At 60.7% G+C, this 20,401-nt stretch carries 21 protein-coding genes and 2 pseudogenes; 7 read left to right on the plus strand and 16 right to left on the minus strand.

Features of this window, described 5'->3' with window-relative positions; all coding sequences use genetic code 11:
* Positions 1-38: 38 nt before the first annotated feature.
* Both AAE029_RS34965 and AAE029_RS34970 read right to left on the minus strand, forming a co-directional pair.
* Positions 39-1,391, minus strand: coding sequence for a GAF domain-containing protein (locus AAE029_RS34965; RefSeq protein ID WP_371077532.1), 1,353 nt, complete (start codon positions 1,389-1,391; stop codon positions 39-41).
* Entirely contained in the window at positions 1,388-1,873 is a 486-nt protein-coding gene (locus tag AAE029_RS34970; RefSeq protein ID WP_371077533.1) for a pyridoxamine 5'-phosphate oxidase family protein, read from the minus strand. Before AAE029_RS34970 ends, AAE029_RS34965 begins: the two co-directional genes overlap by 4 nt.
* A 287-nt stretch (positions 1,874-2,160) precedes the next feature.
* Between AAE029_RS34970 and AAE029_RS34975 the strand changes: the two genes are divergently transcribed.
* Genes AAE029_RS34975 through AAE029_RS34985 form a run of 3 tightly spaced genes read left to right on the plus strand, consistent with a single transcriptional unit; the run spans position 2,161 to position 4,180 of the window.
* Complete coding sequence (locus tag AAE029_RS34975; protein WP_371077534.1) at positions 2,161-2,622, plus strand: cupin domain-containing protein; 462 nt, start codon at positions 2,161-2,163, stop codon at positions 2,620-2,622.
* A gap of 56 nt (positions 2,623-2,678) precedes the next feature.
* Positions 2,679-3,524, plus strand: coding sequence for an arylamine N-acetyltransferase (locus tag AAE029_RS34980; protein WP_371077535.1), 846 nt, complete (start codon positions 2,679-2,681; stop codon positions 3,522-3,524).
* Positions 3,525-3,562: 38 nt separating this feature from the next.
* Complete coding sequence (locus tag AAE029_RS34985; RefSeq protein WP_371077536.1) at positions 3,563-4,180, plus strand: YceI family protein; 618 nt, start codon at positions 3,563-3,565, stop codon at positions 4,178-4,180.
* Between the two features lie 71 nt (positions 4,181-4,251).
* Here AAE029_RS34985 and AAE029_RS34990 read toward each other — a convergent pair whose 3' ends face one another.
* From AAE029_RS34990 to AAE029_RS35035, 10 genes and pseudogenes are all read right to left on the minus strand, one after another.
* Complete coding sequence (locus tag AAE029_RS34990) at positions 4,252-4,416, minus strand: hypothetical protein (protein WP_371077537.1); 165 nt, start codon at positions 4,414-4,416, stop codon at positions 4,252-4,254.
* A 26-nt stretch (positions 4,417-4,442) separates the two neighbouring features.
* On the minus strand, positions 4,443-5,399 hold the full coding sequence (locus AAE029_RS34995; RefSeq protein WP_371077538.1) for a formylglycine-generating enzyme family protein: 957 nt from the start codon (positions 5,397-5,399) through the stop codon (positions 4,443-4,445).
* Positions 5,400-5,505: 106 nt separating this feature from the next.
* Positions 5,506-5,643: pseudogene (locus tag AAE029_RS35000) on the minus strand (helix-turn-helix domain-containing protein); the annotation flags it as partial.
* A gap of 150 nt (positions 5,644-5,793) precedes the next feature.
* Positions 5,794-6,564 carry an L-iditol 2-dehydrogenase gene (locus AAE029_RS35005; RefSeq protein ID WP_371077539.1) on the minus strand — a complete coding sequence of 257 codons (771 nt, stop codon included), beginning with the start codon at positions 6,562-6,564 and terminating at the stop codon, positions 5,794-5,796.
* A gap of 37 nt (positions 6,565-6,601) precedes the next feature.
* A complete protein-coding gene (locus AAE029_RS35010) occupies positions 6,602-7,366 on the minus strand; it encodes an SDR family NAD(P)-dependent oxidoreductase (RefSeq protein WP_371077540.1) in 765 nt (254 codons plus the stop codon).
* Between the two features lie 56 nt (positions 7,367-7,422).
* Positions 7,423-8,151, minus strand: a complete 729-nt coding sequence (locus tag AAE029_RS35015) for an SDR family oxidoreductase (RefSeq protein ID WP_371077541.1) — start codon at positions 8,149-8,151, stop codon at positions 7,423-7,425.
* A 27-nt stretch (positions 8,152-8,178) separates the two neighbouring features.
* Positions 8,179-9,438 (minus strand): sugar ABC transporter permease, encoded by a 1,260-nt coding sequence (locus AAE029_RS35020; RefSeq protein ID WP_371077551.1) that lies wholly within the window; start codon positions 9,436-9,438, stop codon positions 8,179-8,181.
* Complete coding sequence (locus AAE029_RS35025) at positions 9,438-10,259, minus strand: ATP-binding cassette domain-containing protein (protein ID WP_371077542.1); 822 nt, start codon at positions 10,257-10,259, stop codon at positions 9,438-9,440. The genes AAE029_RS35020 and AAE029_RS35025 overlap by 1 nt, the downstream gene beginning before the upstream one ends.
* 73 nt (positions 10,260-10,332) lie before the next feature.
* Positions 10,333-11,403 (minus strand): sugar ABC transporter substrate-binding protein, encoded by a 1,071-nt coding sequence (locus AAE029_RS35030; RefSeq protein ID WP_371077543.1) that lies wholly within the window; start codon positions 11,401-11,403, stop codon positions 10,333-10,335.
* Between the two features lie 256 nt (positions 11,404-11,659).
* Positions 11,660-12,544, minus strand: a complete 885-nt coding sequence (locus tag AAE029_RS35035; protein ID WP_371077544.1) for a helix-turn-helix domain-containing protein — start codon at positions 12,542-12,544, stop codon at positions 11,660-11,662.
* Positions 12,545-12,887: 343 nt separating this feature from the next.
* Here AAE029_RS35035 and AAE029_RS35040 point away from each other — a divergent pair, with 343 nt between their 5' ends.
* The 3 genes and pseudogenes from AAE029_RS35040 to AAE029_RS35050 all read left to right on the plus strand — a co-directional run bounded on the left by AAE029_RS35040 (position 12,888) and on the right by AAE029_RS35050 (position 14,458).
* Entirely contained in the window at positions 12,888-13,478 is a 591-nt protein-coding gene (locus tag AAE029_RS35040) for a TetR/AcrR family transcriptional regulator (protein WP_371077545.1), read from the plus strand.
* Between the two features lie 78 nt (positions 13,479-13,556).
* A complete protein-coding gene (locus AAE029_RS35045) occupies positions 13,557-13,844 on the plus strand; it encodes a YciI family protein (RefSeq protein WP_371077552.1) in 288 nt (95 codons plus the stop codon).
* A 3-nt stretch (positions 13,845-13,847) separates the two neighbouring features.
* A pseudogene (locus AAE029_RS35050) lies at positions 13,848-14,458 on the plus strand (DNA-3-methyladenine glycosylase I).
* Between the two features lie 241 nt (positions 14,459-14,699).
* On the opposite strand, the gene AAE029_RS35055 reads toward AAE029_RS35050, so the two are convergent.
* The 4 genes from AAE029_RS35055 to AAE029_RS35070 form a co-directional block, all read right to left on the minus strand.
* Positions 14,700-14,933, minus strand: a complete 234-nt coding sequence (locus AAE029_RS35055) for a molybdopterin-binding protein (protein WP_371077546.1) — start codon at positions 14,931-14,933, stop codon at positions 14,700-14,702.
* A gap of 58 nt (positions 14,934-14,991) precedes the next feature.
* A complete protein-coding gene (locus tag AAE029_RS35060; RefSeq protein WP_371077553.1) occupies positions 14,992-16,209 on the minus strand; it encodes an adenylate/guanylate cyclase domain-containing protein in 1,218 nt (405 codons plus the stop codon).
* A gap of 38 nt (positions 16,210-16,247) precedes the next feature.
* Positions 16,248-17,867, minus strand: coding sequence for an MDR family MFS transporter (locus tag AAE029_RS35065; protein WP_371077547.1), 1,620 nt, complete (start codon positions 17,865-17,867; stop codon positions 16,248-16,250).
* Between the two features lie 77 nt (positions 17,868-17,944).
* Positions 17,945-19,165, minus strand: coding sequence for an HlyD family secretion protein (locus tag AAE029_RS35070; protein WP_371077548.1), 1,221 nt, complete (start codon positions 19,163-19,165; stop codon positions 17,945-17,947).
* Between the two features lie 133 nt (positions 19,166-19,298).
* On the opposite strand from AAE029_RS35070, the gene AAE029_RS35075 reads away from it, so the two are divergent.
* Positions 19,299-20,201 carry a LysR family transcriptional regulator gene (locus AAE029_RS35075; RefSeq protein WP_371077549.1) on the plus strand — a complete coding sequence of 301 codons (903 nt, stop codon included), beginning with the start codon at positions 19,299-19,301 and terminating at the stop codon, positions 20,199-20,201.
* Positions 20,202-20,401: the final 200 nt, after the last annotated feature.

Genomic DNA, 20,401 nt, shown 5'->3' on the forward strand with positions numbered 1-20,401 from the left:
AGAGCGTGATGGCGTGTTGCCTGCCGAAATTTCTCAGCTCACGGGTAATCGCTTGCGATCGCGTCGAGGATGAGAGGTCCTTCCGCCTCCAGCCGGACGCGGCCTCTGCCGACGCGGACGAGGCGTATGGGCGCCTGCTTTTCTTCGAGCCGGCGACGCAACAGTAGCAACCGGGTTTCAAGGTTGTCCTTGATCTCTGGCATGCGTGCGCCAGCCGTCAGCCGCATTTCCCGGTTCGTGAACTCGCTCCTGCCGTCGCTCAGATGCCAATCGACCATCAGGCGCAGCAGGGTGCCAGCAACACCCTTCACTATATAGGTGCCATCGATGAACACACTGTCATCGAAGCGGTGATGGACGACGCGGACTTCCCGGCCGTCGGCAGCAGGCTCGGGCGTGCGGATCGAAGCTCTCTGTCCGGCGGCTGCCGCTGCCCGTTCGCTGGCCCGGAGAGCGCTGGCAGCCTGTCCCGCCAATATTTCGAGAGCAGCCTCGTCCTCTTCACGGAAGGCGAGCCGCTCCGTGCTCTCGATGAAGAGCACGCCCGTCACCATGCCGCCGGCGGTCATGGGAACGGCAATCTGGCTCATAGCCGTCGGCAAATGCGGGAAAGCGACGGTGCGCGTAGCATTTTCAGCCCCTCCCGCCTCCAGGCCGATCGCTTCGCCAAACCGGCGCACGCGACTCATGTCACTGACCTTGATCGTCTGGCCACTCGTTGCCGCGGCGCCGATCATTCCTTCGCTGCCTGCGATTTCAGATCCGAGGCCCGAGCGCTCGTAGCCGATGCTGCCGGTGGTGATCAGACAGCCGCAATGGCTGTCGTGGATGAGCACGAGCGCATTGCCGTATCCGAGAACGTGCTGGATGCCGTCGAGCAGGCTGTCGATGATCTCATCGGCCTCCGCCTGTCGCTCGATAGCCTTGATCGCCTTAGAAAGGTCGGGAAGGCTGACAGGCGCACGGCTGCTCATGGGCGGCGCCATTTCCACCGGCGAGGGAACCTTTTCAATTCCGTGCACCCGGAAAATATCGGCGCTCCTGAGCCGCATGATATCCGACATGCCGACCTGCGCACTGCTCGCCTTGAGCTGGCGGGCGATCTTGTCGAAGAGCGCGCCAGCATCGACTGAACGAACGAAACCGATGTCGAGCAGGAACTGATCGCCGGTGAACCCGTCGACCAGGATCAGCGTGACCTTCGGATTAGCGCGCACATTCGCGGCCGTCTTGGCGAAGAACTGGTTGGAAAGCGCGACATGTTCCTCATCGACCCGTACCACATGGGAGAGATAGGATATGTTCGGCATGCCGTCGGCCGATGCCGTGGCGATGATGGAGGGGATGACACCTTCGAAGCAGGCGGAAAGATCGGAAAGCCGCAGCTTCATTGGGACCGCGCGCCGACATGGGTGCCCGCCAGCATGCCGGCGAGCGGGCCGGGCGTCTGGACATATATTTCGCTGATGACCAGCCGGGCGACCCGCGCCTCGCGCGCCGTCAGCCATGGCGCGATGAGGCGCCGGGGCACACCGAGGGATTCGAGCTCGTCCGTCGCCGCTGTCATGAAGCGGTCGGCGCGATCGAGGTCGGGCGTTTCCGTGTCCCGCATCGTGGCGGTGCCTTTCAGCTGGAAGCTCACATAGTCCGACGGGCTGACGAAGGTGGCGGCGATCCGCCCGTTCTGCCGGATGCCGATTTCGAGCCGTGGCCACTGCCAGGCTGAAAAGATGACGTCGATTGTCTCGCGGTCTTCCAGGAGATGGAAGCCGACGCCGCGTCCCGCCGAAGGGCGGCCGGTCTCGTCAGCCACAGCGATGATGCACATCAGCGGCCGATTGAGAAAATCGAGAAGCCTGTCGTCAAGCCTCACTGCCGTCCCCCTTTGCTTGCCCCAAGCCTTCTTTAGCAAACTTTTAGGATATCCGGTATGGCTTGCACATTCATTTAGGAACGCCGGTTTTCATGCTGCGCTATAGAAGTGACGTACCGGCTGGACGGCCTGCGACAATCATCATCCGGCCGTCTTCGGCGGCCTCGTGCCACTAGGCGAAAGAACATGGCCCCGCCCCGCATCCCGGAGCGCGGCACGGATTTCTGCGTCCTGCCGCAAGAGCAGAACCTCGACGGTCGATGCAGCTCGAACCTGGAGAAAGAGAAATGGAGAAGTTTACCCATGCGGCGGTTTCGCCGCCGGGGCATGGGACGCCGGCAATGGCGTTCGGTAAGCATGTCATCCGCGTGATGGCGGACAACACTGCCGGTTCGCTCGGCATGTTCGAGGCCTGCGTGCTGCCCGGCGAAGGTCCGCCACTGCACGTGCACGAGCGCGAGGACGAGTTCTTCCGCGTCCTTTCCGGTCGCTTCGGCTTCTGGTGCGCCGGCGATTATGTCGAACTCACGGAAGGCGGCTGCATCGCTTTGCCGCGCGGCGTGCCGCACCGCTTCCGCAATGTGGGGAAGACGGAGGGCCGCCTCATGGTTGTCGTCACACCGGGCGGGCTCGAAAGCTTCTTTCCGATCGTAGAACTCTGCAAACCCGAAACGCCCGAGCAGATCGCCTCGGTCGCCAGGAGCTTCGGGCTGACCTTCCCAGCCGAGGACGACCGCAAGGTCGCTTGACCCACCCGAACACACCCACGGAACCTGACAACGGTCCATCGAAAGGAGACCGAACGATGACACATGTACCTTCGAACGAAAACGCAATGACTCTGACAGCCACTCAGCTCGATGCCTATCTGGCCCGGATCGGGGTCGAGCGGCCGTCGCGCCTCGACATCGGCAGCCTGTCGCAGCTGCATCGCGCCCATCTCATGAGTTTTACGTGGGAGGCACTGGACGCCTTCATGGGATGGCGCTCCGCGATCACCCCGGCTGCAGCATTCGCCAAGATGGTCGAGAGACGGCGCGGCGGCTGGTGCTATGAGATGAATGGTCTCTTCGGCGCTGCGCTTTTAGCAATGGGCTTCCGTGTGACCCGTCTTTGCGGCGCCGTCGACCGGGAAAAGCTTGGAGACATCGCCATCGGCAATCATCTGACGCTGCGTGTCGACCTCGATCGTGCCTACCTCGCCGAAGTCGGTGTAGCGGACGCCATCGTCGAGCCGGTGCCGCTTATCGCCGGGCCGATCAGCCAACGCGGCTTCGATTTCTCCATTATGCCGGCGGACGGGAACTGGCTGCGCTTCAATAATCATGTGCGCGGCATCGCGAAAAGCTTCGATTTCCGGGCCGACCACAGCGACGAAACCGCGATGGTCGCAACGCATGGCTGGCTGATGCAAGATCCCGGCTCCCCGTTCACCAATGCGCTCGTGGTCCTGCGGCACACGGCAGACGGTTATGTCGCCCTCCAGAACGACCGCCTGCGCCGCGTAACGGCGAACAGCTTCAGCGAAGAGCGCATTGCGAGCGCCGACCACCTCGGCAACACGTTCGAAACCGTATTCGACCTCGACATTCCCCTGCCCGGCCGTGTCTGGGAGCGCCTCCAGGCGATCCGCCGCGACAAGGCGGCCTGAGCCGCTTCCCACATCATTTCACATCTGAGGAACTATCAATGCTTCGCATAACTGCATTCGCCCTTGCTCTTGCCTTGAGCACGACCTTCGCCCTTGCCGCCGCCACCGATCCTGCGCCGGGTGGGGCCTATAAGACCGATCCCTCACATTCGAGTTTCAACTGGTCGTTTAACCATTCCGGCTTGTCGCACTACACGGCGCGCTTCACCAGAGTCGATGCGCGGCTCAACTGGAAGCCGGAAAAGCCAGAAACCTCCACGCTCTCGGTCACGATCGATCCGTTTTCGGTCCGCACCGACTATCCCTGGCCGGAAAAGGTCAATTTCGATGCGGAGATCGGCGGAGAGCAGACCTTCCTTGCAGCCAAGCCGATCACCTTCGTTTCCAGGACGATCCACGTAACCGGCGAGAAGACCGGCACCGTCGAAGGCCTCCTTACCTTCCGCGGCGAGACACACCCGGCAAAGCTCGACGTCACCTTCAACGGCTCAATGGCCGAGCACCCGATGATGGGCGTCCCGAAGATCGGCTTCTCGGCGACCGGCAGCATCCGTCGCAGCGATTGGGGACTGGATTTCGCAATCCCCGAACTCGGTGACGTCGTCACCTTCGCTATAGAGACGCAGATGGTGCCTGCTGATTACTCATTCCGATGAGAGCGAAATGAGCGGCAGGTCCGGCCGGATCAGTTGAATTGGTGAGCGTCTCCAACTTCTGCTTAGATCGGCTATAAAATTGGCTCGTACTGAGGCAACGCATCAGAAAGCCCAGCCAGTGCGATGGCGATCAATACAGCGGCCTTCAAATGGATGAAACCGAGTGCGATTGCTTTCGCGACTTCCTGGGCAGCGTGGTCACGCACTTCCACCACTCTCCCTTTGAATTGCTGCATGGTTTTATCCTTAAATCGGTCCCGACCTAGGGAACTAAGCAGTAGTCAATTCGCCCCACATCATAAGCAACCCGAAATCCGGTATTGCTGGATGCGCTGTCCGGCGACAGGCCCATTCTGGCGGCGACCCTGTATCGATAGCAATAGCTCTTGTGGCATAGGAACGAACCGCCCTTGAGCACCTTGTCGGCATGGCGCTTGGCCTGTTCGTTGCGGTTCTTCGCCGGACGCGAAAGTGATCGCACGCGAAACGGGTCACCGGACCATTCCCAGACGTTGCCCGCGAGATTGTAAAAACCGTCTTCGGTCGGCGCGAAACTGCGCGCCGGTGCCGTGCCGTAGTGGCCGTCCTTTTCCGTATTGTGATGGGGAAACCGGCCCTGCCAGATATTGCAGAAGATCTCTTCGTCCGTGGGTTCCTCATCGCCCCACGGATAGCGGCGACGGCGATTGCCACCGCGCGCGGCATGTTCCCATTCCGCTTCCGTCGGAAGGCGGCCGCCCACCCAGTGCGCGAACGCCATGGCATCATTCCACGAAACCTGCGTGACCGGATGATCCATCCGCTGATCGACCGTACTTTCTGGTCCTTCGGGCGTCTTCCAGGTCGCACCGTCGACCCTTGCCCACCAGGGGGTTCCGCCGACATGCTCTGCCGCGAGCCTCTTGTCTGCCAGCAATCCGATAAACACAGCCGAGCAACCGTATTTCTCAGCTTCCGTGACGTAGCCCGTCGCTGCCACGAACTCGGCAAAGCGCTTTGTCGTTACCGTCTCAGCCTCGAGAAGAAAGTCGTTAATCGTTGTCTTGCGTTCGGGCCCCTCGCCGTCCACCGTCAGCACCGGATTGTTGGTGCCGACGAATGTATCTCCGCCCTTGACGAAGATGGCTTCGCCCGGCCGGCCACGCGACGTCACGTCCATGGTTTCGACTGGTATATCATTTCCCTTGTCACGACCGACCGCTGAACAGCATCCGCTCATCGCATTTTCCTGAATGACTCATCTTGACGGACAACCCCGATGCAGAACACGTTTACCCCTTCGCCGGCGTCATGCAAGTTTTGCAGAAAAGGTAACGCGCCCCCGCCATGTTCGGCTGGAGCCCCGATTTCTTCAGCGCCTGCTCAATCGCCTGTGCGTCTTTTGGCGCACCGGGGGTCGGATCATTGAAATATTTGGAGACGGTGGGACGAGACAGGCCGACGAATTTCGAAAAGTCCTCCATGGTCTTGTTCGTCTTTGCCACCACCTGGTCTGAAACACCGCTCTCGATGGTCTTCTGGATGACTCATCGCCGGACGAAAAGCGGCCAGACCCGACCGCTATCGATCCCGGCAAAGGTCTGTCCGCCTGAAATCATCCGGCTCCAGGACGATCAGCTCATCCAGTTGCCGCCGTCGACATTATAGGTCTGGGCCAGGATGTAGTCGCTGTCGGCGGACGCGAGAAAGACGGCCAGTCCCTTGATGTCATCAGGGGTCGCGAAGCGGCCGATCGGAACGGACTTGGCCACCGCAGCCTTCTTCTCGCCCGGCTTCAGACCTTCCCATTTGGCGAAATACGCATCGACGAGGTCCCAATGTTCGCCGTCCACCACGCCGGGAGCAATGGCGTTGACATTGATGCCGTATTTGACGAGGGCAAGGGCTGCCGATTGCGTTGCCGAAATGATGGCAGCCTTCGAGGCGCAGTAGAGCGTCACCAATGCCTCGCCCCGCCGGCCCGCCTGGCTTGCCATGTTGATGATCTTGCCACCCCTGCCCCGCGCGATCATCACGTTCGAAACGGCCTTCATCATGAAGAGCGGACCCTTCAGATTGATGGAGAAGATCCGCTCGTAGCTCTCTTCGGAGATCGCGTTGATCGGCGCCATGTCGAAGATGGCGGCATTGTTGATCAGGATATCGATGCCGCCAAATTCCTCGTCGACGGCTTTGACCACCGCATCGATCGCGGCAAGGTCGGTCACGTCGAGCTTCATCGCCTTGACGGCTGGGCCGATTGCCGCGGCGGACTTGGTGGCGCGCTCTATGTCTATATCCGCGATAACAACCTTGGCGCCTTCCTTCACGAAGGCTTCGGCGAAGCCGAGGCCTATGCCACGGGCGCCTCCTGTAATCAGGGCAATCTTGTCTTTCAATTTCATGTCGTTCTCCATCTCATCCGGTTCTGCGGCGCTCGTCTCATCGCGTCGTATAGCCCCCGTCTATCACCAGCACTTCGCCAGTAATATAGCTCGCCGCGGCTGAGCAGAGGAACAATGCGGCGCCGGCCACCTCCTCCGGCTGTCCGACGCGTCCCATCGGCGTCATGGTGCGCCAGATCGGGAACCAGTCTGGATTGGCAATGCCACCGCGCGACAGATCGGTTTCGATATAGCCCGGTGCAATGGCGTTGACGCGGATGTTCTCGGCGGCAACCTCGCTGGCGAGGCTCTTCGTCATCATGTGGACCGCCGCCTTGGAGCTGTTATAGGCGACCTGGTTCTGCGGAATGTTGGAAACAATGCCCGACATTGAGCCGATATTGAGGATGACGCCGCCGCCCTGACGACGCATGGGTGCAAGTGCTGCACGGCACCCGCGAAAGACGGCGTCGAGGTTGATGGTCATGATCTCGCGCCAGGTGGCATCGGAGAACTCGCCGCTGTCGCCATGGATCGCGATACCGGCATTGTTGACGAGGATATCCAGCCGGCCGGTTCTGCCAAGGGTTTCCGTGACGAGCTCGTCGGCAGCACGCTCCTTCGTAAGGTCTGCGGCGATGAAATCGCAATTGATCCCTGCCATGGAAAGCAGCTGTTCCGCCTCGGCAACGCGCGTGCGCGCGCTGATGACGACCCTGGCTCCGGCCTCGCCCAAGGCCTTTGCGATCGCAAGCCCGATGCCGCGCGTGCCGCCGGTGACAAGCGCCACCTGCCCATTCAGCCGAAATCTGTCGAAGATCATGTCCGTTTCCTTTGAATATCCGTTCTGCCGATGGCGGAATCTCGGGCATGCCGCTGTCAGATGTCGATGCTCTGCGGCAGGATGACGAGATCGCGGATCGTGATGTTGCGCGGGCGCGTCAACATGAAGAGTACCGCTTCGGCCACGTCGTTCGCCTCCATGAGGGCGCCTGCCGCCCGCGCCTCGTCCAATTTCTCCTGCGGCCAGTCGCTGAGGAGGGCGGTGATCACGGGGCCGGGAGCGATGGCGCCGACGCGCAGCCCGTGCTTGGCAACCTGCCGCCGAAGTGTGTGGACGAAAGCCTGAACCGCATGCTTGGAGGCCGTGTAGATCGGCTCCCAAACGACCGGGATCATCCCGGCGACCGAACTGGTCATGATGATGTCGCCGGTCTTTCGCTCCACCATGTGCGGCAGCACGGCATGAACGGAGCGGAATGCCGCGTTGACGTTCAGGTTGAGCATCCGGTCCCAGGCGTCGGGATCGCCGTCGAGCACCTCGCCGCCGATATAGGCGCCGGCATTGGCGTGAAAGATATCCAGATGGCCGGTCCTCTCGAGGATCTGCGGCATCATGCGCCCGACGCTTCTGGCGTCCGTGAGATCGACGACCAGGGGGATGGCGTCGGCCCCGAGCGCGGCGCAGATCTCCTTCAAGCCTTCCTCGTTGCGGTCGATCAGGACGACCCGGGCGCCCGCTGCCAGGAATGTCCTTGCGCATTCCAGGCCGATACCCGACGCGGCCCCGGTAACGGCCGCGACTTTTCCAGACAGATCCTGCCTCATGTTCTTCCTCTAGTTTGCTGCTTGGGTTTAGGCCCGGCCGTGCGAAATCCGCGATCGGCGTGCCAGGGAGTCGACGATGACGGCGATCGCAAGAACGGCGCCCGTGATCATGTATCGAAGCGACGACGACAGATCGAGAAGCGTCAGCCCGCTGGCGATCGACTGGATCACGATGATGCCGAGCAGGGCCGAGTAGGCGCTGCCGCGCCCGCCGAACAGGCTCGTCCCGCCGATGACCGCCGCCGCTATGGCGTTGAGATTGACGTCGCCCGTGCCGGCCTGCTGGCTTGACGAGGCGAGACGTGCAGCCGAGAGCACACCGCCTGTTGCCGCAAGCAGCGAGCACATGACGAAGGCGCTGGCATAGATACGGGGCACGTTGATGCCGGAGCGGCGAGCCGCTTCGCGATTGCCGCCGACTGCCTGCATGGAGCGGCCCCATTTTGTCCGCTTCAGCGCATAGTTCATGGCGACGACAAGTCCGACGAAAAGGCCGAACATCCAGGGGATGCCGCGCGACTGATTGAGATAGAAGACCACCGCCTCCAGCGCGACGGTCAGGATCGCAGCCCGCAGAAGCAGCCCGCCGAGCGACTTCGACGAGAGGCCGGCAACCCTGCGGCGCGCCGCCGTGCGGTAGCCCGCCAGGAAAAAGGCAATACCTGCGATTGCGGCGAGCACATAGGCGACGGGATCCGGCATGACCATGATTTGCCCGAAATTGACGAGCCAGGAGCCGTAGGGAAGATTGATCGAGCCGGTCGATCCCAGGAAATAGAGCTGCAGGCCGAGAACCGCGAGCAGTCCGGACAGAGTGGAAACGAAGCTCGGCATCCCAAAACGGTTGAAGAGGAACGCGTAGATCGTGCCAATGAAAGCTCCGACCGCCATGGCCGCGAGAATTGCCAATGCCACCGGCCAGCCCTGGTTGACCCAGAAGACGCCGAGCAGCGCCGAGGCGAATCCGCTGACCGAGCCAACGGAAAGATCGATTTCGCCCACCATCAGGATGCAGACGATCCCGAGCGAGATGACGCCAACCGTCGAGCAGTCGAACAGCATATTGACGAGGTTGTTGCTGGACAGGAATACCGGATTGAGCGCCTGGAACACAGTCCAGATGATCAGCAGGCCGACGATGACGGGCAACGATCCGAGGTCACCGGAGCGGATGCGGTCCCCGAAGGCACGGATCGAGCCACTGAGGGTGTCGTCATGGCGCACCCTTTCGTCCCGCCGGTCGAGGAGCGTTGGAGCCGCGGGATCGTTTTGGATTGAGGATTTCATCATGGCCTGCCCTCCCGGTTCTCTTCGCCTTGCGACCTGCGGCGCATTGCGCGGCGGGAGACGGAATTGTTGGATGCGCCGGTGATGGCGCTGACGAGCTGTTCGTTGGAGGCATCCGGCGGGAAGATGCCGTTGTTGCGGCCAAGCCGCAGCACGACGATGCGGTCCGCGACGGCGCGAACATCCTCCATGTTGTGGCTGATCATGATGACGCCGAGGCCACGGTCGCGCACGCGCTCGATGAGATCCAGCACCTCGGCCGTCTGGGCGACGCCGAGCGCTGCCGTCGGCTCGTCGAGCATGATCAGCTTGGGCTCGAGCAGCAGCGAGCGTGCGATCGCGACGGTCTGACGCTGCCCGCCCGAAAGCGAGGCGACCGGCTCGCGGACGCTCGGAATGCGCGCCGAAAGCTCGTTCAGCAGCTTCCAGGCGCGGATCTCCATGGCGACCTCGTCGAGCTGGAGGGGATTGAGTTCCTTGCCGAGGAAGATATTGGCGACGACATCAAGGTTTTCGCAGAGCGCGAGATCCTGGAAGACGGTCGCAATACCGAGATCAAGAGCGGTGCTGGGGCTCGCCAGGTTCACCGGCTGGCCCTCGAAGAGGATCGTTCCGAACGTGGGCTGGTGCACGCCGGCAAGGATCTTGACCAGTGTCGACTTCCCCGCGCCGTTGTCGCCCACGAGCGCCACGACCTCGCCCGGATGGACATCGAGCTCGATATCGCTCAGCGCCGAAACGGCTCCGAAGTTCTTCGATATACCGCGCAAGCTAAGCACGGGCTGACGCGAAGACTCGGAAATGGGAGAGATGCTAGTCATCGACTTGCCTTTCGAGAAGCAGCCCAAACTGCAAGCGCGGCCGGTTCGGACCGACCGCGCATTACCTGGTGGATCACTTTATGATGCCGAGCTTCTTGCAGCCGTCGGCATAGCGACCGGTGCACAATTCCTCCGCCGTGTTGATCTTCTTGTCGATGATCTCGGCCTTGAGGTTTTCCGCCGTCACGACCGCCGGGACGAAGAGCTGCGCCGGGGTATTGTAGAGCGTCATCTCGGCCTTCGGCGTCTCTCCGCCTAAAAGCTTCACGGCGACATTGGCCGCTGCCGCGGCGACGATCTCGCTCGGCTTCGAAATCGTGTTGTACTGATCGCCCGCGATGATGAGCTGCAATGCTGCAATCGTCGCGTCGTTACCGGTTACCGGCGGCACCGGATCGACGCCCGCCGCCTTGAAGGCAGCAATCGCGCCGCCGGCGGTGCCGTCATTGGCTGCAACGACGCCGACGATCTGCTTGCCGAAGCGGGTGACCTGGCCGGTCGCCCATTGCTGGGCATTCGAGGGCAGCCAGTTCGGCGTGTCGAATTCGGCAAGTGTCTTGTATCCGCCGGTCGCCAGACCTTCGTGAATGCCGTCCCTGATCAGCCCTGCGGCCGCGTCCGTCGGCGATCCGTTGATCTGCAGGACGCCGCCGCTATCGGTCGGTACGTTCTGGTCCTTCAGATGCTTGACGAGCGATTCCGCGATCGCCTTGCCGATCGCCTTATTGTCAAAGGAGACGTAGAAATCCGCCTTCGCATTCGGAATCGGCCGGTCATAGGCGATGACCTTGACCCCCTGGCTCTGGGCAAGCTGCACGAGCGAGGCGGCTGCAGCCGAATCCACCGGATCGAGCACGATCACCTTGGCGCCCTGGGTGATGGCGGAATTGAACTGCTGCTGCTGTTTGGCGATGTCGGCGTCGGCGTTCTGATAGATGACCTTGCACGAGGCGCAGAGCTTCTTCATCTCCGCGACGAAGCCCGGATGGTCGTGCTCCTCATAGCGGGTCGAACCCTGGTCGGGCATCAGAAACGCGATCGTCGCATCCGAAACGGCGTTTTGCGCGAAGGCGCTTGTACCGCCTAGTAATGATAAAGCAAGAACGGCGCCGGCCGCCTTCATTGAGAATTTCGTCATGTCCATCTCCTCCCTTTGAAAAATCGTGTGGTGGTCGAACTTGTTTTGTTGTCGCCGCTTCGTCAGATGGAGCGGCATTGTCTGTCCTGCATCCTTGAGGACAGACGTCCCCCTTCGCGAACCGCCTGCTGGGCGCTCACGTTCTATACGTATCCGTGGTTGTTCCTCCCTTTACTTCTCCCTATGGCTTCCTGAGCGGCCTTCGACAAAAGAGTGTGACAGCTCCAGTTTGCTTGCTCGTTGCAGTTCCTCGTGCCTTGTTCTATGCGGCCTTTGCCGCGCTGATGTTGTCACCCAGCAGCCGCCGGAAGCGAGAGGGCGTCATGCCCTTCTCCGCCAGGAACTGCCGGTTGAAATTGGACAGATTGTTGAACCCGACCTCGAAGCAGATATCGGTGATCGAAGCCTGCTCGTCGCTCATCAGGATCTGGCAGGCGAGATTGATACGCAGGCGCTTCACATATTGCACCAACGACATGCCGGTATGGCGACGGAAGGCGCGCGAGAAGGCGCCGGTCGACTGCTCTGCAATGGCCGCGAGGTCGGCTTCGTCGAAGGACTTGGTCAGGTTTTCCCTGATATAGGCGAGCGCCTTGTTGATACCGACTGACATATAGCCGGATGGATCAGGCAGATAGCTTGGGCTTGCAAGCGGCTTTGCGTCCTGATCTCGGCTGAGCAATCCGACAATCATCATGAAGAGCTCGATACGGCGCGCGCCTTTGGCATCCATGACTTCCGCCATAAGGGGGGCAACCTGCCGGCTGGTTTCCATGCTGAAGAGAACGCCGCGGCGTGAGGCCTCCAGTACCTGCTCGAAGGCACTCAGCTCGGCAAACAGCTTAATAAGGCCGCTGGTGAAGCTCTCGTTGAACTGGATGAGCTGGCACCGCAGGGATATACTCGAATCCTTCGGGACGTCGCTGATCCAGTTATGGGGGAGATTCGGCCCCGCCAGCACGAGATTGCCGGGCGCGAACTCTCCGATAAAGTCCCCGACAAAATAGCGTCCCGTGGTCGCCACGATCAGGTGAAGCTCATATTCCGGATGGAAGTGCCAACGAACCGTGTGATAGGGATAGCCATGCGCCTTCGTCGCGAAGGACTCGCCTGGCCTAATCTGAATGACTTCCAAGTCGGGTTCCATTCCTGCCTCCTCCAGGCGGTGCGGCCCTCACGCACCGGCAGCCAATCTCCCTTTGGCTTCCTTATTTAAGTGCAGTGTAATGAGCGAAATCTGAGCTCGCCACCACGATTCCTTCACAAAACTGATACTTTTTTGACATCTCCGGCTCCGCAAATGGCGCGCCTACTGCTGCATCGCCAGCTGATCATGGCAGAGATAGGAGTGTTGACAAGACTAGGACGATTGCCCTAATCCTTTCATTAGGACAATTGACCTAGTTCTCGTTGGGGGAAATCCTGGTCAATGGCAAAGAGGCCTCTGCGGCCAGAAACACGCTGAAAGATTCAACAAGGAAGCAATGCCCATGGGAAATCGGGCGACACGCGAGGAGATTGTCGGCGTAGCGGATGATCTCTTCTACCGCAGAGGATATGAGCACACTTCCTTTGCGGACATCGCTGAAATCGTGAAGATTTCACGCGGCAACTTCTACCACCACTTCAAGACCAAGGACGACATCCTGGACGCGGTGATCCAGAAGCGCCTGGCTGATCGGCAGGCGATGCTCGACCGATGGGAAATGGAGGGCAAGACCGCCGAGGAGCGGATCAGTCGCTTCATCGATATTCTCATCGTAAATGGTGACAAGATCAAACGATATGGATGTCCGATCGGCACGCTGACAAGCGAGCTTGCCAAGCTGAACCATGTAGCGCAATCGGACGCCAGCAGGCTGTTCATGCTGTTTCGGACGTGGCTTCGCCGCCAGTTTGTCGCACTCGGCCGGGAAGTCGATGCGGATGCGCTTGCAATGCATCTTCTCTCTCGAAGCCAGGGCGCCGCGACTCTTTTCAATGCCTTCCAGGATTCGGACTTCCTCCAGTGCGAGGTAGACCAGATGAAGGACTGGCTGAGAGATATCGCAGCCGGAAGCTCCAAAACTGAACGCGCATAGTCCGACCCCGAACAACCTTGTCGATGCGTATAGCGCCGCGACGCCTCCCCTCCTTTAAAGATCAGAATGGAGCAGTTCATGTTTATCGTATTTCTCAGGTTTTCGGACAACAGGACCCAGGCCGCCCAGTTCATGGAAGGTCACAATGCCTGGATCAAAAGAGGCTTTGACAGCGGGACCTTTCTTCTTGCGGGCAGTCTCCAACCGAACGTGGGCGGGACAGTCTTCGCCCACAATATTGATCGGGAAGATCTTGATGCGCTGGTGCAGGAAGATCCTTTCGTGGCGGAGCGCGTGGTCAGCGCAGAAATCCACGAAATCACGCCAGGCCGCGTTGATGAGCGACTTGCTTTTCTGAAAGGATGATCAATGGCCGAGACCTTTCTGGGGCAGGACGGGCGACTGCGTTGCCGCTGGTGCGCGGCGGCACCCGACTTCCTTCATTACCATGATACCGAGTGGGGCTTTCCGGTCTGCGACGATTTTCGCCTCTTCGAAAAGCTCTGCCTTGAAGGCTTTCAATCGGGCTTGAGCTGGCGAACGATCCTCGCCAAGCGCGAGAACTTCAGGTCCGCCTTTCATGGCTCGATTTCAATCTCATCGCGCAGTTCAACGATGCCGACATCGAACGACTCTTGGAGGACGAAGGAATCGTACGCCATCGTGGCAAGATCAATGCCGTCATCAACAATGCAAAGCGCGCGCAAGAGCTTGTCAAGCTGGAGGGTTCGCTCGCCTCTTACGTCTGGCGCTTCGAGCCGAAGCCGGAAGAATGCGCCGAGCCACAGCCTGCTTCGACTTCCGCAGCTTCAATCGCGCTGTCGGCAGATTTGAAAAGGCGTGGGTGGTCCTTCGTCGGGCCGACCACGATCTATGCGTTCATGCAGGCCATGGGGCTCATCAACGACCATGTCAGAGAATGCGAGATCAGGACTTCGGTCGAAAAAGCTGGGGCAGAGTTCCTGCGGCCGGTGAGGTGAACGGGTTCCTTGCCGCTCAGGATTGCTTCGGAGACGCGTGCCGCTTCGGGCTCACTCCACGAAAGTACAACGATCGCGCAGAAAAAGCCGGCTTGCCCAACAAGTAGGATCAAAGCCGGCGCCACACGCGAACTTGCGTTGTCACGCGAGGATCTGAAGGGCGGCGGCGCACGACCGTCGGCATGAGCTGTAATCAGCCTCAGGCAAAAGGATCCGAGCGCGCGGCCGCCGCAACAGGAAGCTAGTCGACGGCGACCATCACATCCGAGGCCTTGACGACGGCATAGGCGTCGGATCCGGCCTTGAGTCCCAGTTCGTCTACGGCCTCGTTGGTGATCGAAGCGGTGACGATCGTACCGTTGCCGATGTCGATGCGGACATGGGCAGTGGTTGCCCCTTTGACGACATCGACGACCTTGCCCTTGAGACGATTGCGCGCGCTGATTTCATGGAAACTCCTCTTGCTTGGCGCCATTGTCAAAATCGCATTCCGACGCGGTCGGTTGCAAGAGGGGAAAATCAGATCGGATATCTCACGCGGTCTGCAGCGGGGCAGGCGTTGACATGGCGGGAAAGCCGAAAAGTTCCACCGCTTCCGCAAAACCCTTGAGCCTGCGCTTACCGACGGAAACCGCATCGACAGAACCGGCATGCTTCCGGAACGGTTCGGACATCAGGAGCCCCATGCCTTCCTCGCTACAGACAGTCTGGATGCGGCTCAGGAGATTGACGTCGCGGCCGATGAGAGTGAAATCCAGCCGGCGCCCGGAACCGATATTGCCGTAGTTCACTTCACCGTAATGGAGCGCAATTCCAGCCTTCAGGCGAATGCCGTCGACATCGATGTGCCTCATCTCGTCCAGTATGGATTGCGCGGCGGCGAGCGCAGACGCGCATGCCTGCGTGGCATCAAAGCCGGGAAAGAAGGCAAGCACGGCATCACCCATGAATTTCAGCACCTCGCCGCCCTCGCGAGTGATCGCAGGCACGGCCTTGTCGAAATAGGCGTTCAGGAGCTTCAGCACGTCGCTTCCCGGCAGCCGGTTGGACAGTTCGGTGAAGCCCCTGAGATCGCAGAGAAGCAGGGCGGCCTCCATGGATTCGATCTCTCCTTGACGGATGCGGCCTGCCAGGATGCGCTGCGCGGTCACGGGTCCGATGTAAGTGTCAAGCAGGCTGAGCTCGGCGTGCCGCAGGACTCGCAGTTCGCAGGCATTGCGGAGCGACGGCAGGATCCGCTCGATCAGCTGGCGTTCCGAGTCGGCGAAGCCTCCGGGACGCCTGGTGCAGAAAGCAGCCGCGCCGATTGCGCCGTCGGCATTGCAAAGCGGCGCGATGAGCAATTCGACCAGCGATCGTCCCGCATAGACATCGATATTCTGCCAGCTGCCGTGTCCCGTATCACCGGGACCGACGATCAACAGCTCCCGTGTTTCCATTACCTTGCGGAACGGACTGTTTGCAAAGGCAGGCCTTGCGCCGTGTTCGCGGTCGTGGATCTCCACCGGCTCGCCCGGCGCCCAGGCGACGGTGCGTCCGATGAATTCCGGATGCAGCGTCGTGAGATGGAGCGTCAGCCGATCGATTGGCAGGCCAAGCGCCTGAAGACGACGGCCGAGGCAGCTGAGCAGTCCGGGCTCGTCCAGGGCGTGGCATTCATCACTGGAGAGCCATTCTATCAGTCCAAGGATTGCGCCGGCGTCGATGCCCCTGCGGACAGGTTTTTCCGTCTTGTCCCCGGCAAATCTCATTTCGCCCGCGGATCTCATCTCATTTTCTCCTCTTGTTCCTAGTGAGCACCGCCGCCGGACAGATGGCCGGGCTTCTTCAGGAGCAGCGTGGCGATGAGAGCGATGACCAGCGCGACGCCGAGCAGATAGAAGGTGTCGCTGAAGGCCATGATGTTGGCCTGCTTGCGCACCTTGAGTGCGATCGCGACAACAGCCTTGTGGGTCGCAACCGCCTGGTCGCTGACGCCGTGGCTCATGAAATAGGCGGTCATGCGGGCGATGCGGTCGCGGGTGGCTTCCTCGAAGACGGAGACCGAATTGGTGAGGATGTTCGAATGGAACTGCTCACGCTTCGTCAGGAAGGTTTGCAGCATTGCGATACCGACGGCGCCGCCGAGATTGCGCATCATGTTGAAGAGGGCTGAAGCGGACCCCGCATTTTCCTGTTCGATGCCTGCGGTCGCAATTGCCGAGAGCGGCGTGAAGACCAGGGCCTGGCCAACGGCGCGCACGATATTCGGCCAGAAGAGCTGATCGCTGGCATAGTCGCCGGTCATCTCCACGTTCATGAAATTGCTGACGGCAAAGAGGGCAAAGCCGATGACAATCAGGATACGGACGTCGAAGCGCTTCATCAGGCGCGGCACCAGCGGGATCAACAGCAATTGCGGAAGACCGGTCCAGGCAAGCACCATGCCGATCTGTTCGGAATTATAGCCCTGGATACGGCTCAGATAGATCGGCAGCACGAAGACCGAACCATAGAGCGCAATCCCAAGCAGGAAATTCGCGACGATGCCGAAACCGAAGTTGCGGCGGAGGAGCAGGCGCAGGTTCAGGAGCGGATGGGCGGTCTTCAGCTCGATGATCAGGAACAGCGTCAGTGAGACCGCTGCAATGATCGTGAGGCGAACGATGAACTCGGAACCGAACCAGTCCTCCTTGTTGCCCTCTTCCAATACGGTCTGCAGCGCTGCCAGGCCGATCGCCATGGTGACGATGCCGGGCCAGTCGCCCTTGGCAAGCAGGCCAAGGTTCATCGGCGCGCGGTCCAGCGACGCCCACAGCATGGCGACCATGATCCCGCCCGGGACCAGGTTGACGTAGAAGATATATTCCCAGCCCCAGTTCTCGGTCAGGTAGCCACCGATCGTCGGGCCGATCGCGGGGGCAAATGTTGCCGAAAGGGCAAAGAGCGCAAGGCCGACCGGCTGCTTGGGCTTGGGCAGCAATGTGATGATGATGGTGAAGGCCATCGGGATCAGCACGCCGCCGGAAAAGCCCTGGATGGCGCGCAGGATGATCATCTGCTGCAGGTTGGCGGCAAAAGCACAGGCAACCGAGAAGAGAAGAAAGAGGATCGCGTTCACGAGCAGGTAGGTGCGGACCGAGAAGACCCTGGCGAGCCAGCCGGTCAACGGGATCACGACGATCTCGGCGATCAGGTAGGAGGTCGAGATCCAGCCGCCGTCATCGGTGCCCGCGCCGATGGCGCCCTGAATGTCGGCAAGCGAGGCATTGACGATCTGGATGTTCAGGATCGCCATGAACGCGCCAAGCGTGGAGCCGACGACGGCGCACCACATCCGAAGCGGGCTCATAGCAACGGCGGGCTTGTCGGCTGTAGCGCTGGGCCGTGCGGCCGAATTGCTGTTTGCTGCAATCTGAGGCGTAGCCATGACGTCTCTCCTTCTGGCTGTCCAGAAAATGGTCTCATGACCGGGTGCGGCTGATAATTGCGGAAAGGAGGGAAGGATCATCCAGCGTGACTGGATAATCCTTCGTGCGAAGCCTCGGAGGTGGCGGCAGCCTTGGTATCGACCTCCGGTACAACCGACATGCCGGAACGTAAGAGACCGCTGAGGCGCTCGTCATCGATGACGATCTTCACCGGAACGCGCTGGACGATCTTCGTGAAGTTGCCGGTGGCGTTGTCGGGCGGCAGCAGCGAGAATTCGAGCCCGCTTGCGGGTGAAAGGCTATCGACATGGCCCTTGATGGCCACATCCGGAAAGCTGTCCACCTTGATCTCGACCGGTTGGCCCGGACGGATATCGGTGAGCTGGGTTTCCTTGAAGTTGGCGACGACATAGACCGAATGCAGCGGCACGACCGCCATGAGCTGTGTGCCGGACGTCACGAACTGGCCGACGCGAAGGCTGCGCGCGCCGACGGTGCCGTCGACCGGCGCTATGATCTGAGTATAGGAGAGGTTCAGCTCAGCCTGATGCGCGGCAGCGGCGGCGCGCTCACGCTGCGCAATCGCCTGGTCGCGCTGCGTCTCAAGGACCGGAACCTTCTTTTCGGCGGCGACGAGTGCCGCCTGGTCCCGCTGGAGTGCCGCCGCCGCTTGGTCGCGAAGCGACTGGCTCTGCTCGGCACGGGACTGTGTTCCTGCGCCATTGCTGATCAGCCGTTGCGAGCGGGCCGCATCCGATTGCGCAAAGGTGAGCGAAGCCTGCGATGCAGCGATCGTCGCCTTGGCCTGTCCGATGATCGACTGCTGCAGGGCGATCTGGGCGTCGAGATTGGTGATGGCTGCTTCTGCGGCCTTTACATCAGCCTTCGCCTGGGAGAGGGCGGCCTGGTAGTCGCGATCATCGATGCGGGCGAGCACCTGGCCGGCTTTGACGGTATCGTTGTCGTTGACCAGCACATCGGCGATGTAGCCGGAGACCTTCGGAGCAATCGTCGTGTAATCCGACTTCACATAGGCATCGTCGGTGGACTCGATGAAACGACCGACTGTCCAGTAGCGATGGCCGAAATCGGCACCGAAGACGACGCCGGCAAGAAGTGCTGCGGCCATGATGCTCCGCTTGACGATCTTGCGCCCCGTCTTCCTGGGAGCTTCCGCAGCCCGCGCTTCGCCAACCGGCGGCGCCTCGTTGACCGGAGCTTTCGGGGCTTCGGCAACCGGGGCGATTTCAGTGTGCTCAACCGCCTCAAAGGCTTCCTTGCGCGGCAACTCAACCATTGTCCTTCTCCTTCATGGGGCCGCTGCGTGCGGCCGTATTCGATGGGAAGGAGAATGCCCCGGGACATTCATTCTGATAATGTGCTTAAATCGGGAAGGATCATCAACTCTCAGCGGATAATCCGAGGGCAATATGGATCGGCTGACAAGCATCACAGTGTTTGGCCGCGTCGTGGAATGCGGCGGTTTTTCTGCGGCCGCGCGCCGCCTCAACATGTCGGTCACTATGGTCGGCAATCATGTGCAATCCTTGGAGGATCGCCTTGGCGTCAGGCTTTTGAACCGCACGACGCGCAAGGTGAGCCTCACGGAAACCGGCAAATATTACTACGAGCGGTCCGTGCAGATTCTTGCCGATCTCGAGGAAGCGGACCGCGCGGCGGGTGCCTTGAGCTCGACTCCGCGCGGCACACTCCGGCTTTATACCAGCACGCATATCATCCGTTTTCTGATGCCCGCGATCAGCGAATATCTGGCGCTCTATCCCTCGGTTTCGCTCGATCTCGACATCGGCGAACGCATGATCGACATGATCGAAGACGGCTACGATCTCGCGATCCGCACGGTTCCACCGCCGGATTCGACGCTAGTCGTCAAGAGGCTGACGCCATGGCGGCACATTCTTTGCTGTTCGCCCGCCTATCTGGAAAACCATCCGATGCCGGAAAGCTTAGCCGACGTCGCCGCCCACAACTGCCTGCAATACGCCTATTATCCCTATGGCGACGAATGGCGCTTCCAGCGGCCGGACGGTGAGCAGGAAAGCGTCAAGATCGGCGGCAATGTCGTCTCGAACAGCGCCGAAACCCTGCGTCATCTGACCTTGAACGCGCAAGGGATCTTCCTTGCTCCGAGCTTCGTGGTCTTCGAGGATCTCGCCGCAGGAAAGCTGGTTCGCATGATGCCCGGCTACAGGGCCGTCGAATTCAGCATCAACGCCATCTATCCGAACCGGAGCCATCTGCCGACAAAGGTGCGCCTGCTCATCGACCTTCTGGTCGAGCATTTCGCCGAACATCGCAAGTGGATGACATAGGCTCTGTTCTTGAACGGCCTGAAATCCTGGAAATGGCGGGCCCCGTGCCAAGCTCCGATATTTCGGAAGCCGTTGTTTGACGTGGGGGCCTCACCAACCTCCCTCTTCCCCGTGCCTGTCACAGGAATGAGTGTGAGGGATCGCACGTGCCGCAATAGCCCTCGAGTTCGCGGAAATGCCAGTATCACTTCGGTAGTCCG

The sequence above is a fragment of the Sinorhizobium sp. CB7 genome (assembly GCF_041357635.1).
Lineage (GTDB): Bacteria > Pseudomonadota > Alphaproteobacteria > Rhizobiales > Rhizobiaceae > Rhizobium.

Coding starts and splice junctions, on each gene's coding strand:
- AAE029_RS34965 (WP_371077532.1), bottom strand. CDS start 1,391: ATGAAGCTGCGGCTTTCCGATCTTTCCGCCTGCTTCGAAGGTGTCATC.
- AAE029_RS34975 (WP_371077534.1), top strand. CDS start 2,161: ATGGAGAAGTTTACCCATGCGGCGGTTTCGCCGCCGGGGCATGGGACG.
- AAE029_RS34980 (WP_371077535.1), top strand. CDS start 2,679: ATGACACATGTACCTTCGAACGAAAACGCAATGACTCTGACAGCCACT.
- AAE029_RS34985 (WP_371077536.1), top strand. CDS start 3,563: ATGCTTCGCATAACTGCATTCGCCCTTGCTCTTGCCTTGAGCACGACC.
- AAE029_RS34990 (WP_371077537.1), bottom strand. CDS start 4,416: ATGCAGCAATTCAAAGGGAGAGTGGTGGAAGTGCGTGACCACGCTGCC.
- AAE029_RS34995 (WP_371077538.1), bottom strand. CDS start 5,399: ATGAGCGGATGCTGTTCAGCGGTCGGTCGTGACAAGGGAAATGATATA.
- AAE029_RS35005 (WP_371077539.1), bottom strand. CDS start 6,564: ATGAAATTGAAAGACAAGATTGCCCTGATTACAGGAGGCGCCCGTGGC.
- AAE029_RS35010 (WP_371077540.1), bottom strand. CDS start 7,366: ATGATCTTCGACAGATTTCGGCTGAATGGGCAGGTGGCGCTTGTCACC.
- AAE029_RS35015 (WP_371077541.1), bottom strand. CDS start 8,151: ATGAGGCAGGATCTGTCTGGAAAAGTCGCGGCCGTTACCGGGGCCGCG.
- AAE029_RS35020 (WP_371077551.1), bottom strand. CDS start 9,438: ATGAAATCCTCAATCCAAAACGATCCCGCGGCTCCAACGCTCCTCGAC.
- AAE029_RS35025 (WP_371077542.1), bottom strand. CDS start 10,259: ATGACTAGCATCTCTCCCATTTCCGAGTCTTCGCGTCAGCCCGTGCTT.
- AAE029_RS35030 (WP_371077543.1), bottom strand. CDS start 11,403: ATGGACATGACGAAATTCTCAATGAAGGCGGCCGGCGCCGTTCTTGCT.
- AAE029_RS35035 (WP_371077544.1), bottom strand. CDS start 12,544: ATGGAACCCGACTTGGAAGTCATTCAGATTAGGCCAGGCGAGTCCTTC.
- AAE029_RS35040 (WP_371077545.1), top strand. CDS start 12,888: ATGGGAAATCGGGCGACACGCGAGGAGATTGTCGGCGTAGCGGATGAT.
- AAE029_RS35045 (WP_371077552.1), top strand. CDS start 13,557: ATGTTTATCGTATTTCTCAGGTTTTCGGACAACAGGACCCAGGCCGCC.
- AAE029_RS35055 (WP_371077546.1), bottom strand. CDS start 14,933: ATGGCGCCAAGCAAGAGGAGTTTCCATGAAATCAGCGCGCGCAATCGT.
- AAE029_RS35060 (WP_371077553.1), bottom strand. CDS start 16,209: ATGAGATTTGCCGGGGACAAGACGGAAAAACCTGTCCGCAGGGGCATC.
- AAE029_RS35065 (WP_371077547.1), bottom strand. CDS start 17,867: ATGGCTACGCCTCAGATTGCAGCAAACAGCAATTCGGCCGCACGGCCC.
- AAE029_RS35070 (WP_371077548.1), bottom strand. CDS start 19,165: ATGGTTGAGTTGCCGCGCAAGGAAGCCTTTGAGGCGGTTGAGCACACT.
- AAE029_RS35075 (WP_371077549.1), top strand. CDS start 19,299: ATGGATCGGCTGACAAGCATCACAGTGTTTGGCCGCGTCGTGGAATGC.